Below are 18,948 nucleotides of genomic sequence, written 5' to 3' on the forward strand. Positions count from 1 at the left end.
CGCAAACACGGAAGTAGCTCAGTTGGTAGAGCACTGGTCTCCAAAACCAGGTGTCGGGAGTTCGAGCCTCTCCTTCCGTGCAAAAGGAAATCATCTCGATTTCAGCAACTCCGCAATCTGTTCCCCAAACACAATGTTCAATATCTGATCTTTTTTATCGCTGTCCAATTTTATTTGCAGAACAGCTTCGGTCGACATGCCTCCTCCCTTGGATGGAACATACTTCTCCGGAAATGTTATAAGATCTATTACAGAGAGCTGCAATACCTTTGCAATCTGCAATAAGGTGTTATACTTAAGTTCCCGCTCTCCCGACATAATCAAACTAAAGCCAGCCTGCTTCATCCCGATCTGCGTAGCAATATACTCTTGCGAATAGCCTTTATTCCTTCGAATTGTATCTATATTTTCTAATATACTGTTCATGTAACCAAATTAACAATAGTCCCAGAACAAAATAAGTGTACCCTGTAATATTTTATTGCAAATATTTTTGCATATATAACATTTTGTAATATCTTTGCCGCAGATACAATTTAAAACTATTAACAAGGTCAGTGTTTACTTTAAGTAAATGACCGGCCTCTTAATAGACTGTTAACTTAAAAAAAATCATTATGAGACCAATAGTCATTCAAACACAGTTCAAGGAGTGTATAACGCAATCTATCGAAGATATACATCGTAGAGCAATTTTCAACAAATGGGTTGATGACCTATAGCAACCCACTCCCCTATCGTAATTTTCTTTCATACAGCATAATCAATTTTTCCAAAATATATGTTTCATTTAATTCATACTGCCTATGATCTAAATAATATTCGAAATTCTATTTTTTAAGCTGGATAGCAATATCCTATTGTTTTTTTAACCTTATATTCATTTAATAAAGAAAGAACATGAAAAACTTTTCTTTGAAAACACATTCAAAACGAAGCGGTGTCATCAGCAACCTCTTCCGAATGTTAACCTTATCACTTTTTGTACTATGTACAACAGTTGTTTTTGCACAACAAAAGCCCATCAAAGGTACAGTTGTCGATGCTACAGGTGAACCTCTTATCGGCGTGAACGTATCTGTAAAAGGTACTACTATCGGTATTATTACTGATATTGATGGTAAATATACTTTAGAAGTTCCAACAAACGCCACTCTTGTGTTTTCTTATATAGGATATAGAACACAAGAACTTCCTGTAGGAAATCAAACAACCATCAATATCACCATGCAAGAAGATACTCAAAACATCGATGAAGTTGTCGTTGTCGGGTATGGTGTACAAAAAAAAGAAACCGTTACTGGTTCCGTTTCTACACTAAAAGGTGATGATTTGGTAAAGTCGCCGGTAGCCAACTTATCAAATGCTATCGCCGGTAAAATGTCCGGTGTCGTAACTTACCAACGTTCCGGAGAACCCGGTTACGATGGAGCGACGATTCGAATCCGTGGTTCAAACACACTTGGTAATAACGACCCACTGATCGTTATCGACGGAGTGGCAGCAAGAGCCGGTGGTTTGGAACGTTTGGACCCGAACGAAATCGAAACGATGTCTGTCTTGAAAGATGCTTCCGCCGCTATCTACGGTGCACGTGCCGCCAATGGTGTAATCTTGATTACGACAAAGAAAGGACGCCAAGGTAAAAAGCCGGAATTCACTTATTCATTCAATCAAGGCTGGTCTAAACCGACCAACTTGCCGGAAATGTGCGACGCCGTCCAATATTCCGAATTGGTAAACGAATTGTATATGAACAAAGCCATGCTCAATCCGGCAAAGAACAATGGACAGACCATGGGTGATTATACATTATTCAGGACTCCGGAAGAAATTGAATTGTATCGTAACGGAAGCGACCCTTGGAGATACCCCAACACCGACTGGTATGCCGCAACTTTTAAAAACTGGTCTCCGCAGCGTGTACATAACGCTTCTTTGGAAGGTGGTTCTGACAAATATCAGTATTTTGTAAACTTCGGTCATAAATTTACCGATGGCTTGTACCACAAATCAGCCAACAACTACAAACAGTTCAACCTGCGTATGAACGTGGACGCACAGTTCAACGACTACATCAAAGTAGGTGCACAGTTGATGGGACGTCAGGAAAACCGTAATTTCCCCAGCCAGGGAGCAGGTGACTTATTGTGGTTCACTTCCCGCGGAAGACCAACCGACCATGCCTATTGGCCGAACGGACTGCCCGGACCGGCACAGGAATACGGACGTAACCCGGTTGTTGCTTGCACGGATGAAACCGGTTATACGCATGACAAACGTTATTACATCCAGAGCAATGCCAAAGTTGAAATTACCCAACCGTGGATTGAAGGATTGAAACTGACCGCCTCTGTTTCTTACGATAAATATCTGAAACAAAGCAAGACTTGGTTCCAACCTTGGACTTTGTACGATTGGGATGGCGTCAGCTATGACGCCGATGGAAAAACACCGAAATTGACGCCGATGTTAAGCTATCCAAGCCATGAAGATCCTGATTTATCAATGGAGTCTACCGACCAGACCAATACGGTATTGAGCGGTATTTTGACATACGACCGCAATTTCGGCGATCATGGCGTAAACTTTTTGGTCGGTATGGAACGTGACTGGTCAAATGCCGAATCATTCAATGCTTATCGCCGTTATTTCTTATCAAACGCTTTACACCACTTCAATGCCGGTGGTGATAAAGAAAAGAATGCCAAAAGTGACGGAGCCAATTGGGAACGCGCCCGTATGAACTATTTCGGACGTATGGCCTATAACTACAAAGAAAAATATTTGGCCGAGTTCGTCTGGCGCTATGACGGTTCTTATATGTTTGCAGAAGGTAACCGTTTCGGTTTCTTCCCCGGCGTATTGTTGGGATATCGTATTTCTGAAGAAGATTTCTGGAAAGAAAACCTTTCTTTCATCGACTACTTCAAGGTTCGCGCCTCTTGGGGACAGATGGGTAACGACCAAGTTTACTTCGACGGTTCGTTAAGAGAATACCAGTTCTCTCCGACCTACTACTACGAATGGGGTATGATTATCGACAACAAAGACGAAAAAGGATTAAGGATCAGTCGATTCCCGAACCCGAACATTACTTGGGAGCGTGCAAACAACTTCAATGTCGGTATCGAAACCCGTACATTCGACAACCGCTTATATTTGGAAGCCGACTATTTCTACAACAAACGTTCTAACATCTTGTGGCGTAGAAATGCCTCCATCCCGTCAACATCCGGTTTGACACTTCCGGCCGAAAACATCGGTAAAGTAGACAACACCGGTTTCGACTTCAAGGTGGAATGGAGTGACAATATCGGAAAAGATTGGCGTTACAGCATTTCGGCGACTGGAGGTTATGCCAAGAACACCATCAAGTTCTGGGACGAAGCACCGGGATCACCGGAATGGCAAAAATCAACCGGCCATCCGATGAATACAGGTTTGTATTATGAATATGACGGCGTGTTCAAAGATTGGGACGAAATCAACAATACGGCCAATCGCCCGAACTACGACGGTATCACGAAAGACGCAGACTTGCGCCCCGGCGACATGAAGTTCAAAGACTTGGACGGCGACGGCAAAATCACGCCGGACGACCGCTATCGTTCAGACCGTACCAACGAACCGAAATGGACGTATGGTATCACCGGTAACTTGCAATGGAAAAACTTCGACCTGAGCGTATTGTTCCAAGGTGCCGCCGATTCGTGGACCAAGGTCTACTGGGAAGCAGGTGATATCGGGAACTATCCGAAATATGTATATGACAAACACTGGTCTATCGAAAACCCGTCCAGCTTATACCCACGTGTAAACGAACGTTCGGCTTACTACTGGGACGGAACGGCTGCCGGTAACAATACATATTGGATGGTCAACACAAATTATATCCGTTTGAAAAACCTCGAACTGGGCTGGACACTGCCGAAAGCATGGTTGGCTCAGACAAAGCTGATCTCATACGCCCGCATTTATGTAAACGGTGTAAACTTGCTGACATTCTCGCCTTGCAAGGATATTGACCCGGAAAGTACAAGCAGCAATGCAACGAACTATCCGCAGTCTAAAATCATTAATGTCGGTTTTACAGTAACTTTCTAAATTAGTACGAAATGAAAAAAGCGAATATATTATGTTTATTGTCAGCCGCTTTGATGACAGTATCTTGTAGCACGGATTTCCTGAATACGAAATCCCAGACTGAAATCATGGCTGAAGACATCTGGAAAGAAAAAAATCTGGCGGAAGCCTATATGTATGACATATATTTTGCATTCCAGGATGCAGGTTTTACAGAAGAATTGCAAGCCTCTGCTTGCGACGAGGCGCTGTTCACTCACGGACGTGAATTCCGTGAAAGCAATGCAGGAGCCGTAACAGACGTGAACTTAGGCTGGTTTGCAAAGACACAGAGCGGACATCAATGGCAACGTCTATATTTGAACATCCGTTCCTGTAACGATTTTATAGAAAATCTTGAAACGGCAACTTTCGCAGAGGATGCCAAGCAACAGTTGAAAGGTGAAGCCCATTTCTTACGTGCCTACTTCATCCATCGCCTGACAAGAGCTTTCGGTGGTGTCCCCTTGCAACTGAAAGTAACGCAACTGACAGATCCGCAGGAATCATTCTTGTTGTCCCGTTCTTCTTATACGGATTGTATCAAGCAGGTATTAAGCGACCTCGACAATGCTGCCGAATATCTGAAAGACCATACCTTCGCCAACACGCAGAAAGGCCGTGCAACATTGGCTGCGGTAAAAGCCCTGAGAGTACGTGTACTGACAGATGTCGCAAGTGACCTTCATGACCAGGCGAAAGCCTCCGCCAAGTCATCTTTGCTGGGTTCATACGACCATCCTGAACTCATTTTCTATACGGAAGGGACACAAACCGAACGTTGGAAAGCAGCAAAAGCAGCTGCAAAAGAGTTATTGGACAACCCGATGGGACATGCCATCCCGACTTACGGAGGTCCCGGTCTTTCTACGGAAGAAAAAGCAAACGAGATCTGGAGTTTCTTCCTGAAAGAAAGCGCCGACAACATCTTCTCCCGCTACTTCATCGACACGAAAGATGAAAGTGGAACCAAAATGCCGCTTTTCAACGGTCCATCAGGCTACCACGCTTGGGGTGGAAACACTCCGGTACAGGATTTGGTCGATGCATTTGCGATGAAAGATGGAAGCAAATTTGACTGGAACAATGCTGAACATGCTGCTGCTCCTTACGAAAATCGCGAACCGCGTTTCTATGCAACGATCATGTATGACGGTATGCAATGGATACAACGTCCGGCCGACTTTGCTGCGATCGAACCTACGGGTAAAATCCAGACAGGTTATTACCAATTGGATTCTCAAGAGACAGATGATTCCAAATTTTTCTCAGGTATGGATACCCGCTCTGGAGGTGGTGAAAAATGGAATGCAACTTACACCGGTTATTATTTGAAAAAATACATCAATCCGGCTGATGGCGACCATCGCAATAAAATCAACGCCATTTTCCCGTTTATCCGTTTGTCGGAAGTTTATTTCTGCTATATCGAAGCTTGTATTGAATTAGGAGAATTGGACGAAGCCAAAAAGTACTTGAACGAATACCGTGCAAATGTCAATCTACCGGCTGTTACAACCAATGACCAAGCAGAACTGCGTAAAATCTATCAAAACGAACGCCGTCTGGAATTTAGTTTTGAAGAGATCCGTTATTGGGACTTACGCCGTTGGATGATTGCACCGGAAGCACCGGGGTTGAATAGCCTGAAAGGTATTCGTGTAACCGCATGGCTGAAACCGGGAGTTGGCAAACAAGACAAATATAATGCAGACCCGACTAAATGGGTTCTCAAATATAAACCGATCGACTTGTCTGAAGAAGCTCGCCAGTTTGCTGACAAATGCTACTATTTACCGATAATGCGTAATGAAATGCTTAGTAATCCGAATCTGATTCAAAATCCGGGATATGGTGACTGATTAGATTTAGATATTCACTCTTTTATAAAGGACAGTGGCTTATCCACTGTCCTTTTTTTGTCTGTTTATAGATCAAGACAAAACCATTATTGCAATTCAAGCACAAAAAAAACATATGTAAATCAACAAACATCTCTATATGTTGATCTTATCATTTCTGAAAAAGCACGGCAAAATTACACAACGCAATAAATAATTACGCGCTAAAACATTTTTATACATTTATTTTGATTTAATTCCCTTTTTGCCCACTTTTGCCACCGGAACAAGTTCATAATTGTTAACAGGGCTTGTGTTTCATTACAGAAACATTTCCGTAAGAAACTCGATGTTAACCTAAAAAGTTAAATTAAATGCGACCAGGTAAAAATTCTTCAATGCAATTATTCTTTACAAATATACGTCTAATTAAATTACTATCGCCTATGAAAACATAGCTCAATTCATCTATTCACAAAACGGATAAGTAGTTATCCATTAATGTTTTTAACCTTATATTCATTTAATATCTCAAAAACATGGAAAGATATTCTTTAAACCATTTATTCAGGACGCTCGGCTGTTTTTTGCTTTGTGTCATGTTTACAGCTACGGCAATTGCACAGCAAAAGACCATAAAAGGTACCGTAGTGGATGCTACCGGTGAACCCTTAATCGGTGTCAACGTATCAGTAAAAGGAACTACAATCGGTATAATTACCGACATCGACGGTAATTATACGTTGGAGGTACCCTCCAAGTCAACTATCGTATTCTCTTACATCGGCTATCAATCTCAGGAAGTTCCAGTAGGTAGCCAATCAACGATCAATGTAACTTTAAAAGAAGACACTCAAAAACTGGAAGAAGTTGTAGTAGTCGGTTACGGCACACAAAAGAAAGTGACTGTGACAGGTTCTGTTGCCAGTGTATCCGGTGAAGAGTTGAAAGCTTCTCCGACAACCAACTTAACCAACGGTATGGTAGGCCGTATGCCGGGTGTTATCGGTTTCCAGACAGCCGACGAACCGGGTGGTGGAGGTACGACCATCCGCATCCGTGGTACAAACTCCTTGGGTAGCAACGACCCATTGGTTGTAATCGACGGTGTACCCGACCGTGATGGTGGTATGAACCGTTTGAACCCGACTGAAATTGAATCAATCTCCGTATTAAAAGACGCATCTGCCGCCATCTATGGTGCACGTGCCGCTAATGGCGTCGTTTTGATTACAACCAAACGCGGTAAAGAAGGTAAACCAGTTGTTTCATTCAACGCAAGTGCAGGTTTCTCACAACCAACCCGTTTACCCAAAATGACTAATTCATACGAATATGCAACCATGTTGAACGAAGTTCTTCCAGGTTCCTTCTCTGACGAACAACTCGAAGGTTTCCGCACACACGCCAATCCGTGGAAATATCCAGACACCGACTGGTTTGACGAAATCGTAAAAGGCGCTTCTCCGCTATATCGTGCAGACATCGGCGTATCTGGCGGTACAGAAAAAGTAAAATATTACGCTAACTTCGGAGCAAATGGTGAAGACGGTTTGTACAGAAATTCAGCCAACCGCTACGACCAATACAGTTTGCGTACAAACTTGGATGTCAAGACCAGCAAGTACGTTGATTTCCAATTAGGCATAACAGCTCGTTTGGAAGACACCAAATATCCGGCAAAAAGTGCAGGTGACATTTTCGGCTCAGCCCGCCGTACCCGTCCCGACCAAGTGGCATGGTGGCCTTCTGGCGAACCGGGGCCGGCTGTTGAACGCGGTGACAACCCCGCTGTGACCAGTACGGACTTGGCAGGTTTCGACCATTACAAGAACCAGTACATCCAAAACAACTTGTCGGTAAACGTGAAAGTACCCTGGATCGAAGGTTTGACCTTACGCGGAAATGCTTCTTACGACATACACTTCCGAAACCGCCGATGGATGAAAAAGCCTGTTTATCTGTACACTTGGGATGGTGTAAATGAAGGAAGCGAAGGTTTAAATGCATCCAAACAGTGGTTAGACACGCCGCAATTAGAACGTCTGCATTCTGAACAATTAGGCTGGATGCTGAACGGATTACTCGACTATAACCGCACATTCGGACAACACACTATAGGTGTGACTTTCGGTATGGAAGGACAGAAAAAACAATATGAAGAGACATGGGGGTTCCGTCAAGGTTTTATATCCGATTCCAAACCGGAACTAAACTTAGGCGGTGAAGAAGGTCAGTCTGCAAGAGGTTATTCTTGGAAAGAAACCCGTTTGAACTATTTCGGACGCGTATCTTACAATTATATAGAACGCTACTTATTCGAATTTGTTTGGCGTGTAGACGGTTCTTACCGTTTCCCAAAAGACAGCCGCTATGGTTTCTTCCCTGGCGTTTCTTTAGCATGGCGTGCTTCCGAAGAAAATTGGTGGAAAGAAAATATCCGCTTTATCGATTACTTCAAACTGCGCGGTTCGGTTTCTCAAACCGGTAACGATGCATTGGTAGACGGTGATGGTAATTATGACCACTCCATCCAATATCTGACTACTTACGCATTCAACAATGCCGGTACTGTATTCGGTGGCCAGGAAAACAAACGTCTGTACCCGAGCCGCACTCCGAACCCGAATATCACTTGGGAAGTGGGTACAACTTACAATGTCGGTTTCGATTTCAAATTCTTACAAAATCGTTTGAGCTGGGAAACTGACGTTTTCTATCACAAACGTACTAACATGTTGATCTCCCGTAATGCTTCTCTGCCTGAAATCACCGGTATCACATTACCTCGTGAGAACTTGGGCGAAATGAAGAATAGAGGTTTCGAATCATTAGTCAGCTGGCAAGACAAGATCGGGGAAGTTGAATATGGAGCTTCTCTGAACATGACGTATGCACGCAACGAAATCACTTTTTGGGATGAAGTGCAAAATGTACCCGAATACCAATTCTCGACCGGTAGACCGGTAGGTAGCCGCAATATGTTGCTCTATGTTGCAGACGGTATTTTCCATACGCAAGCAGAAATCGATGAAGCACGCGCAAAAGGTTTGTTGTATTCAGACAATACCGTACCGGGTGATATTCGTTTCAAAGATATGAACGGCGACGGCAAAATAGATGGTTTGGATCGTATCCGTCCGGAAAAGAACCAGGAACCTCGTTTTGTTGCCGGTCTGACATTGACTGCCAAATGGAAAGGCTTCGATTTGATGATGTTATGGCAGGGAGCAACCGGTGCCGAAGTGTATATCGAAACATGGTCAGGCTTGGTTGGTAACTTCTTGAAGAGTGACTACGACAAACGTTGGACACCGGAAAATCCGTATTCTGAAGGACCACGTACATGGGACCGTGAAAACCAGTATTGGATCAACAACGACAATACCTATTTCATGAGAAATGCCAACTACCTGCGTCTGAAAAATATAGAATTGGGTTATACATTCAATTTCGAAGGATTGAAAAAGGCCGGTATTTCCAATTTGCGTCTCTATACCAACGGTACGAACTTGATTACCATCGACAGCGTCAACGATGTTGACCCGGAACAACGTAGTAAAGACTTAGGAGATTATCCGTTGAGAAAAATTATCAACTTCGGAGTTCAAGCAACATTTTAAAAGATAATTATTATGAAAACAAAATTGAAATATATCTGCCTTTCGGCAGCAGCGGGACTGACACTTTCACTTAGTTCTTGTTCCGACTTCATGGACCTAACACCTGAAGACCAGTATGACGAAACAACAGTCTGGTCGGATGCAGATTTAGCAAAAACGGTTGTTAACGATGTCTATTCGTACGTATGCGATATAGCACAAGAAGTAAATCCAGACGCCTGGACAGATGATGCTTTCTTTACGCACGTATATGGCTGCCGTGATATCAACGAGGCTACTGTCTCGCCTAGCAACTTGGGCGCTTACGACCGTGATGACTGTCCGTTCAAATGGAGTAAGCAATATAAAGGGATCTATCGTGCCAATTTAGTTTTGGCAAATATCGACAACGTTCCTGAAAAAACCGGTGTGGACTTGAGCATATTGAAAGGAGAAACTTATTTCCTTCGGGCATATATCTATACTGAGTTGCTCCGTGGTTTCGGTGGCGTACCTATCGTAGACAAAGTATATAGCATTGAAGAAGCTTCAGCCTTAAATTTACCACGTGCCAATGTTGCGGATGTAATGGATTTTATTCTGAAAGACATCGAACAAGCTACCAGCCTATTACCAGAACAACAAACCGGTGTTAATTTAGGCCGTGCGACCAAAGGAGCAGCTAAAGCATTAAAAGCACGTCTGTTACTGCATGTAGCCAGCCCACTGTTTGCTGATCGTACCGTCAATAAATTAGAGTGTAACCAATATACAGGTGATCGTCAAGCATTGTACCAACAAGCATTAGATGCCGCTAAAGATGTTATCAACGACAGCAATTACTCTTTGATCGATTGTAATGCCGGTACGATCAAGGAAATTGCAGAAAAATTCCATAACATTATTATTACAAACAACGAAGAGACCATCTGGTCTAAACAGTATGTAAACAAAGATTTGAATGCAGACAACTGGGTTCGTAACCGTGTAGCCCTATTGCATGGACCGAACGGTTATCACAACTGGGCTGGAACAGCTCCGACACATGACTTGGTGATGGCTTTCGAAACAGAAGAAGGTAAAATCCTGAATACGCTATTGAAGCCAGGTGAATCAACCACCGAAAATCCGTATATGAACCGTGAACCGCGTTTTTACGCTACAATCGGTTATGATGGTGCAGAGTGGGGACGTCCCAGAGCTTCCGATGGAGCAGTGTTCGACGCAACGCCACTGGGCAACCTGCAATTCGGTTATTACGAATTGAGTAAAGACGGCAATGAAGTTAATGCGATTTACTCGGTCGACGACGACAACAAACCAATCAAACAGGAAAAATTCAACGGTATGGTAGGCGTTGATACCCGCATGGGACAGATCGAAAACTGGAATGGTACTTACACCGGCTATTTGGAAAAGAAACTGATCGACGGTTCTGTAGCTGCCAACGAGCACAACTTCCAAACTTGTCCAATGCCTTACATCCGCTTAGCCGAAATGTATTTGATTGCAGCCGAAGCCTGCATTGAATTGAACAAATTAGACGAAGCAGCAAGTTATTTGGACGCTGTCCGTGGACGTATCGGTCGCCCGGATACAAAAGCCACATTGGCTGTTCGTGGACAAACATTCAACCAAAGTGATCTGCGTGAATTCTTGCGCCATGAACGTCGTGTCGAATTAACTTATGAACATTCACGTTATTACGATATACGTCGTTGGATGATTGCACCGGAAATCGGAAACAAGAAATTAACCGGTGTATCAATCGTAGGTCGTCTAAAACCGGGTAAAACCGCAACATTACCTTATGTTCACGATGAAGACGTTTATAATTACACCTGGACCGTTCTCAATCTGAACTATATTGAGAAACGCAAATGGGACAACAAGATGTATTTCGCTCCTATCAAGTTAGAAGAGACATTACGTAATCAGGCGATCATACAGAACCCGTATTACGAATAATTTCTGCTCTTAAACAAATCAGAATAGGGAGGGAGTTTTTTACTTCCTCCCTATTTTTTCTTCCATAAATTTTGTAAAGACTTAAAAGAAGACAAACATGAAAACATCTATATACCTCATAATAGCATCTATCTTCATATCCATTGGCCTTAGGGCTCAGGAGCAACAAAAGAGATTCTTTTTCAAGAACTTTCAAGATACTTATGTTTATTACACAGATGGACGGAGCTTTTGCATTCCGGCCAATTACGACTTGGTCAAAGGTTCTTTTGTTTTCATCGACAAGCAAGACGGAGATATGTTGAAACTTTTCGGCGAACAAGATAAAATCTCCAAAATCAAAATAGGGGAACGTATATTTCTCTCTTCACGGTTCGGCCCTACTGAAATAGTCCAAACAGAACCGGAATTTAAAGTTTATTACAAACCCCGTTTATTAGATGCGGGAAAAGCCGGTGGCTATGGAACTACGAGCAATACCTCCGCGACACGTTCCTATTCTCATCTTACAAGTTATGGAGGAAGCATCAAGGCCTTAGACAAAGAAACTAAGTATGTCCATGAAATTGAAAAAGTATATATCATTAAAAGAGGTAATAAGGAAAAACGTTTTTCAACACCTAAGCAATTCCTAAAACTATACAGCAAAAACAAAAAGGGGCTTCAAGAATACATTACAAAAAATCAGATTGATTTCAATACAATCATGCAAGTTCTGGAACTGTACAATTATGCAGAAAAGACAGTTCAATAGGATAATTCCAAACTACTATATCTCCTAATTCCAAAACCCATATCACTCTATCACTTTTTCAAGATAGCATCATAATTATCAACCGATAGAGGAGTGACACATCCCCCTTTTCATATATCACTCCTCTATCACCATGTATCACACGCCGTCCCTGTTTGCCCCGATCTGTCCGCCCTTACCCATACCCGAAAACAGACTATTTTTATTTGAAAAAACTTATTGATTTTCTTGCATTTGCACTATATTTTTATTATCTTTGTAAGGACTTAAAGTCATATACATCCGGATGTTCCTAATCCCTACACCCCCATGTACAGACTGCCGTCACCCGGGTGTTCAGGAATGTAAATCCGGGTGTAAAGAAAGTTAATCAGGCACTTCTCTCAGTTTTATTCATTGGTTTTACGAAAAAACACAGCTTATGTCGCATGCTTATGTAGTACGTCCCAAAGTGGACAAAAGCGGAGAAACAGAAAAAATCCGCTATTATGGCGTTCCGGTGACTGCCGGGCAAGTTTCAACGGAACAATTGGCCGAGTGCATCGCAACCCGGTGCTCGCTTTCAAGAGGCGACGTGCTGGCTGCCGTAACGGAGATCGGACGCGAAATCCAGTTCCAGCTGGATATGGGGTACACCGTAAACCTGCACGGCATAGGGACCTTGTTCCTCTCGGCCGGAAGCGAAGGATATGAAAACCCGAAAGACTGCACGCCCCATCGAGTAAAAGCCAAACGGCTATGTATCAAGGCTGATCCGGAAATGAAAGAGTTCATGAAAAATCTTCGGTTCGAAAGATGGAAATGATTCACGGTTTGAAATTTATGATTTTAATAGACAATAAAGATGAAGGTAACATTATATCGATATGAAAAGGGAGCGCTCGTCATGCGTTCCGTTGAAATGGAAAAACTGCTGGCTGCCCTGCGGACGGAGAATCTCAACAAACCGGTCAGCACCACGCGCGACAAAGTCATGTTTGCACTGCCCGGCACGCAAAACAGTTTCATACAGAAACTTCCGGTAATCATTTTCAGCGGGACATTCCGCAAGACAGGCGACCCCACCCCTCCCATGCGCGACTATTCGGGACTGGTCCTGCTCGAAGTAAACCATCTTTCCGACTTGCAAGAAGCGGTACAAATCCGGCAACAAGCCGCCATGATGCCACAAACGCTATTGGCATTCATCGGCTTTAGCGGGAAAAGCGTGAAAATAGTGGTCCCGTTCACATTGCCGGACGGGACGCTTCCACGCTCACCCGAACAGGTCAAACGATTCCACTCGCAAGCCTACTTGACGGCAGTCAAATATTACCAGCCGCAATTAGGACGTAACATCACGCTGAAAGAACCGGTTCCACAGCACGGATGCCGCATGAGCTATGACCCGCAGCCGGTATATAACCCCGATGCCGTTGCCATCCGGATCGAGCAACCGACGCAGATGCCAGATTCGGAAGAGATCCGTATCATCCCGGAAGAACCGTCCGACCCGCTGCAAAGACTAATGCCCGGTATGTCACGCAACTACCGGATCGCCACACTGTTCAGCATAGCGATGGTAGACGCCATCCGAAAATCCGGACAGATAAAAGACGAGAATCTCAAACCGGTCTTTACCTTATTAGCTGAAAATTGCCTGAAAGCCGGCATCCCGGAAGAGGATGCCGTACAATGCACGCTACTTTACAACGATCTGAAACCCAAAGAGATGGAAATACGCATGACTTTCCGATCCGTCTACACACTGAAAGAAGCACTCGCCGGGAAGACATTCATGCCGGAAATCATGTCGCTGACTTTGCAATTAGAAGAATTCATGCTGCGCCGTTACGAAATCAGAAACAACAAGATGAGTGGCGAAGTGGAATATCGGGACAAATCGCTCCTACGTTTCACATTCAGCCCTTTCACCCGCGAAGTCCGTAACTCTATCTGCACGGAAGCACACAAAGAAGGACTGAATGTCTGGGACAAAGACATCGAACGGTATGTTTACTCGGACAACACACCCGCTTTTTTCCCGATAGAAGAATACCTCGGGCATCTGCCCAAATGGGATGGCAAAGATCATATCCGGGCGCTTGCCAGACGTGTGCCTTGCAACAATCTCCGATGGGCTGACCACTTCTACCGATGGTTCCTCAGTATGGTGGCACACTGGTTAGGGTTGGACCGGGAACATGGCAACAGCACTACTCCCCTACTGGTCGGCGACCAGGGGTGCGGCAAATCGACTTATTGCCTGAACATCCTGCCCCCCGAACTGCGGCAGTTCTACACAGACAGCATCGACTTCAGCAAGCGACGGGATACGGAGTTGGCTTTGCACCGCTATGCCCTGGTAAACATAGACGAGTTCGATTCCGTCAAAGAGACGCACCAAAGCTACCTGAAGCATATCCTGCAAAAAGCGAACGTCAGCACACGGTTGCCCTACCAGACGGCCAACAGGAATTTGAGACGTTACGCCACATTCATCGCGACAAGCAACAACTTCAATATCCTGACCGACCCGACCGGAAGCCGGCGTTTCATTTGCATCGAAGTCACAGACACCATCGACTATACACAGCCGATCGACTACGAACAGTTGTATGCACAGGCGATGGAAGCATTGGCAAACAGCGAACGCTACTGGTTCACACACGAAGAAGAAACCGAAATCGTCGCCAACAACCGGCAATTCCAGCAAATACCGCCCGAAGAACAACTGTTCCTGCAATATTTCCGCCTCCCAAAACAGAATGAGGCAGGCGAATTTCTTCTGTCGATAGAGATTTTAGGGCGGATCAAGCAGAAACAACGCGATTTCAACTACACAAAAACCGTTATCTCCAACTTCGGACGCCTTTTGAAACGAAACGGCATCCCGTCGAAAAGGAGCAACAGAGGTACTATATATCAGGTAGTTGAGCTGAACAAGTCCTAAAAAAAGACTTTTCTTCTTCAAAAAACAGTGACACATGAGTGATATGAGCGTGATAGATATTCCGAGCATCTATCACGCATTATAAATCTAATATACAGATAGTTAAAACAGAAAAGTGATATAGTGATACTGATTTTAGGAAATGTATTGGCATCCGGCTTTGGCACATCTCCATTCTTTAATTCATTACATATATAATATTACATAATGTAATATTATTCTTATCTTTGGTGCTGTTATCCTCTATCAAATATAATCTATTTATGAAAACAGGGACTTCAATCATTCTACTATGTCTATCCATTGGAATGCTGCACGGACAACAAACCGATACCAACAAGAGATTGCTTGGCAAGTTAGTGCAAGATTACTTTTCCGTAGTACAGGAATATGCCCTCGTTTATAACGGAAAGGAATATTCACGCTATGAAAAACAGACAACTAATCATCCGTATCTGGTAAACGCCGGATTCGAGGAAGGGACAATAAGTTTTGGGGGCATCGTCTATCCACGACTTCTCATGAAGCTGGACTTATTCCGGGACGAACTCGTTTTGCAATCGCCGAACAAGCTCTATCCCATCGTTGCCGAAAAAAAGCGAATCGATTACATCCTACTAAACGGTTACCGCGTCATCAACCCGTCGACAAGAGGATGGCAAGACTTCATCGGCAACGAATATATAGTGTTACTGTCCGACAATATCTATCCGGTTATCAAAAAATATATTGTCACCTACGAGGAAAAAGTAAACGGACTTTCCATCGAAGCCTCTTTCCGGATAAAAGAACGGTTCTATGTCGTCAAGGAAAACAGATTTTACCCGGTTAAAAACAAACGGGCGCTACTCAACCTTTTCCCTGATAAGAAGAAGGAGCTAAGCCGATACGCACGGGAACAGAAGCTGAACTTCAAGAAGCAGCCGGAACAGGCTTTCGTTACGATTGTCAAACAATATGAAGCATTAAACAGATGAGGATAAGACAAATCGGATATATTATAATCATGTTGATTATCTGCCATTCCCCGTTATTTTCCCAACAGAATGTCAGTATCCATGCCGAAAAACAACCGGCGACAGAAGTGTTCCGCCAGATAGCCGCACAAAGCGGATTGACTGTCTACTACAATCCGACGGATGTCGATTCGCTGATCGTCACGCTTGCCTGTACGGATACGCAACCGGCCGAAGCCATGCAGCAAGCATTGGAAGGCAGCCATTTGCAAGTATTCGCGTTTGCCGACAAATATTTATTTGTCCTGAAAGACAAAAAACTGATTACCTCCCTTCCCGATAATTTTTTTGGGAGTGACAGGAAAGGAGAAGAAAAATCTAATTTTGCTGCTGTCCTGAATAAACAAAAAGAACAGAAAGCGACTTCGGAAAACAAGGTTTATACCATCGGCGACGCTTCAGCTCCCGGTTCAGGTAAAATCAAACTAAGCGGCCACATGACCGACTTCCGTACCGGCGAACCGGTCGTCGGCGCTGTCGTCTATATCGAGAATCCGACCATTGCGGCGACAACTGACGCATTCGGTTTTTACACGCTGCTTTTACCGGCCGGACGTCACAATCTACAGATCAAAGGGATGGGACTGAAAGATACCCAACGGCAAGTGATGCTCAATTCAGACGGGCAGCTCGACATTGAATTGGAAGAACAAGTCTATTCACTGAAAGAGGTGACCATCACTTCCGACAGGATAGCGAATGTCCGCAGTAATATATTAGGAGTAGAGCGAGTCAACATCAAGGAAATAAAGAACGTGCCGACTGTATTCGGTGAAAAAGACGTGATACGGATCGTCATGATGCTGCCGGGCGTGAAAGCGGTAGGCGAAGCCTCCAGCGGATTCAATGTGCGGGGAGGATCGACCGACCAGAACCTGATCTTGTTCAACAACGGTACGATCTACAATCCGACACATTTGTTCGGACTATTCTCTGCATTCAATGCCGACTTGGTAAAAGATATCGAACTGTATAAAAGCAGCATTCCGGCTAAATACGGAGGTCGTATCTCATCCGTCCTCGAAATTAACGGAAGAGAAGGCAATAAAAAGAAATTCACGGGATCGGCAAGTCTTGGACTTCTGACCAGCCGCATCACTTTGGAAGGACCGATCGGAAAGAAAACATCTTTTATTGCCGGAGGCAGGACGACCTATTCGGACTGGCTGCTCAACCTGTTACCAGAGAAGAGCGGTTACAAAGATGGGAAAGCCGGGTTTTACGATTTAAACCTGATAGTGGATCATAAGTTTTCCGACAAAGACAACTTGTATGCCAGCGGCTATTACAGTCACGATCATTTCTACTTCGATGCAAACGAACGATATAGCTATACCAACGCCAACGGCTCTTTAAAGTGGCGGCATGTCTTCCCGAACCGAATGACCGGGACTTTTACGGGTGGATACGATCATTATGATTATCTGACAAAAACAGAAGAGAATCCGGCAGAAGCCTACAGGTTACGTTTCGGTATAGACCAGATTTTCGGAAAGTTGGATTTCACTCATTACCTGAATGAAAAACATATACTTGACTTCGGAGGCGGGACAACTTACTACCGGTTGAATCCGGGGGAGAACTTGCCAAACCACCCGGAATCATTGATCGCACCGGATAAATTGCAAAAAGAACAGGCGATGGAGACCTATTTTTATCTGGCTGACAGATGGGAGATAAACGACCGGTTGTCGGTAAGTGCCGGTTTGCGCTACATGATGTTCAATTCGATGGGGCCGCGCACCTATTCCCTTTACGATCCCACCTTCCTGCCCAGCGAAGGTACAGAGACAGAGACTAAGACCGTCAACGGTTTTCGTGCCTTCAAGACCTATCATGCCCCGGAAATCAGATTGTCCGCCCGCTATGCTTTCGACGGCGACTTCTCCGTCAAAGCCGGATTCAACACATTGCAACAGAATATACACAAGCTGTCGAACACCACCATCATGTCGCCTACCGACACTTGGAAACTGAGCGACGCGAACATCAAACCGCAAAAAGGGATGCAGGTGGCAGCCGGATTATATAAGAACTTTATGGGAAACAGCATCGAGACTTCGATCGAGGCGTATTATAAAACCATGAAGGACTATCTGGACTATCGGAGCGGTGCGCAACTGACCATGAACCATCATATCGAAACCGATGTAATCAGTACACAAGGCAAAGCCTACGGCGTGGAGTTGATGGTGAAAAAGACACAGGGCAAACTGAACGGTTGGGTCAGTTATTCATATTCGCGAACCCAGTTGAGGCAACATGATGCCCGCATATCCGATCCGATCAACGACGGGAATTGGTATCCGGCAGATTACGACAAGCCGCACGAAGTGAAATTTGCCGGTAATTACAAATTCACGCAACGATACAGTTTCTCTTTAAACTGCGACTACAGCACGGGACGTCCGGTTACATTGCCGGTTTCCAAATTCAATTATGCGGGAGGAGAATTTGTTTACTACTCCGGGCGCAACCAATACAGAATACCGGATTTCTTCAGGATGGATGTCGCGTTCAATATCGAACCGAGCCACAAGTTGACTCTGCTTACACACAGTACATTTTCCATCGGAGTTTACAACGTAACCGGAAGAAAGAATGCTTACTCCGTTTACTACATATCCGAAGGCGGGAAATTACAAGGCTACAAGATGGCTATATTCGGTGCTCCCATTCCTTATTTGTCTTACAATATAAAATTCTGAAC

Annotated in this window: 10 protein-coding genes and 1 tRNA gene; 10 read left to right on the top strand and 1 reads right to left on the bottom strand. The window is 44.2% G+C overall.

Annotated elements, in window-relative coordinates; translation table 11 throughout:
* Nucleotides 1–7: 7 nt before the first annotated feature.
* Nucleotides 8–80, top strand: a tRNA-Trp gene (locus H8S65_RS04480).
* Between the two features lie 10 nt (nt 81–90).
* Here the strand turns inward: H8S65_RS04480 and H8S65_RS04485 are convergent.
* The gene (locus H8S65_RS04485) at nt 91–426 is read right to left on the bottom strand and encodes a helix-turn-helix domain-containing protein (protein WP_186928811.1); all 336 of its coding nucleotides are present in this window, start codon (nt 424–426) and stop codon (nt 91–93) included.
* Between the two features lie 474 nt (nt 427–900).
* Between H8S65_RS04485 and H8S65_RS04490 the strand changes: the two genes are divergently transcribed.
* The 9 genes from H8S65_RS04490 to H8S65_RS04530 all read left to right on the top strand — a co-directional run bounded on the left by H8S65_RS04490 (nt 901) and on the right by H8S65_RS04530 (nt 18,946).
* Nucleotides 901–4,107 (top strand): SusC/RagA family TonB-linked outer membrane protein, encoded by a 3,207-nt coding sequence (locus tag H8S65_RS04490; protein ID WP_186928812.1) that lies wholly within the window; start codon nt 901–903, stop codon nt 4,105–4,107.
* 11 nt (nt 4,108–4,118) lie between these two features.
* Nucleotides 4,119–5,987, top strand: coding sequence for a RagB/SusD family nutrient uptake outer membrane protein (locus H8S65_RS04495; RefSeq protein WP_186928814.1), 1,869 nt, complete (start codon nt 4,119–4,121; stop codon nt 5,985–5,987).
* A 518-nt stretch (nt 5,988–6,505) separates the two neighbouring features.
* Entirely contained in the window at nt 6,506–9,589 is a 3,084-nt protein-coding gene (locus H8S65_RS04500; protein ID WP_186928816.1) for a SusC/RagA family TonB-linked outer membrane protein, read from the top strand.
* 12 nt (nt 9,590–9,601) lie between these two features.
* A complete protein-coding gene (locus tag H8S65_RS04505; RefSeq protein WP_186928818.1) occupies nt 9,602–11,536 on the top strand; it encodes a RagB/SusD family nutrient uptake outer membrane protein in 1,935 nt (644 codons plus the stop codon).
* A gap of 97 nt (nt 11,537–11,633) precedes the next feature.
* Complete coding sequence (locus tag H8S65_RS04510) at nt 11,634–12,290, top strand: hypothetical protein (protein WP_186928820.1); 657 nt, start codon at nt 11,634–11,636, stop codon at nt 12,288–12,290.
* A gap of 421 nt (nt 12,291–12,711) precedes the next feature.
* On the top strand, nt 12,712–13,095 hold the full coding sequence (locus tag H8S65_RS04515) for an HU family DNA-binding protein (protein ID WP_186928822.1): 384 nt from the start codon (nt 12,712–12,714) through the stop codon (nt 13,093–13,095).
* A 39-nt stretch (nt 13,096–13,134) separates the two neighbouring features.
* Nucleotides 13,135–15,222 carry a BT4734/BF3469 family protein gene (locus H8S65_RS04520; RefSeq protein ID WP_186928824.1) on the top strand — a complete coding sequence of 696 codons (2,088 nt, stop codon included), beginning with the start codon at nt 13,135–13,137 and terminating at the stop codon, nt 15,220–15,222.
* A 263-nt stretch (nt 15,223–15,485) separates the two neighbouring features.
* Complete coding sequence (locus tag H8S65_RS04525) at nt 15,486–16,199, top strand: hypothetical protein (RefSeq protein ID WP_186928825.1); 714 nt, start codon at nt 15,486–15,488, stop codon at nt 16,197–16,199.
* On the top strand, nt 16,196–18,946 hold the full coding sequence (locus tag H8S65_RS04530; protein ID WP_186928826.1) for a TonB-dependent receptor: 2,751 nt from the start codon (nt 16,196–16,198) through the stop codon (nt 18,944–18,946). The genes H8S65_RS04525 and H8S65_RS04530 overlap by 4 nt, the downstream gene beginning before the upstream one ends.
* Nucleotides 18,947–18,948 lie beyond the last annotated feature (2 nt).

This window comes from Parabacteroides hominis (assembly GCF_014287585.1).
In the GTDB taxonomy this organism is placed as follows: Bacteria; Bacteroidota; Bacteroidia; order Bacteroidales; family Tannerellaceae; genus Parabacteroides; species Parabacteroides hominis.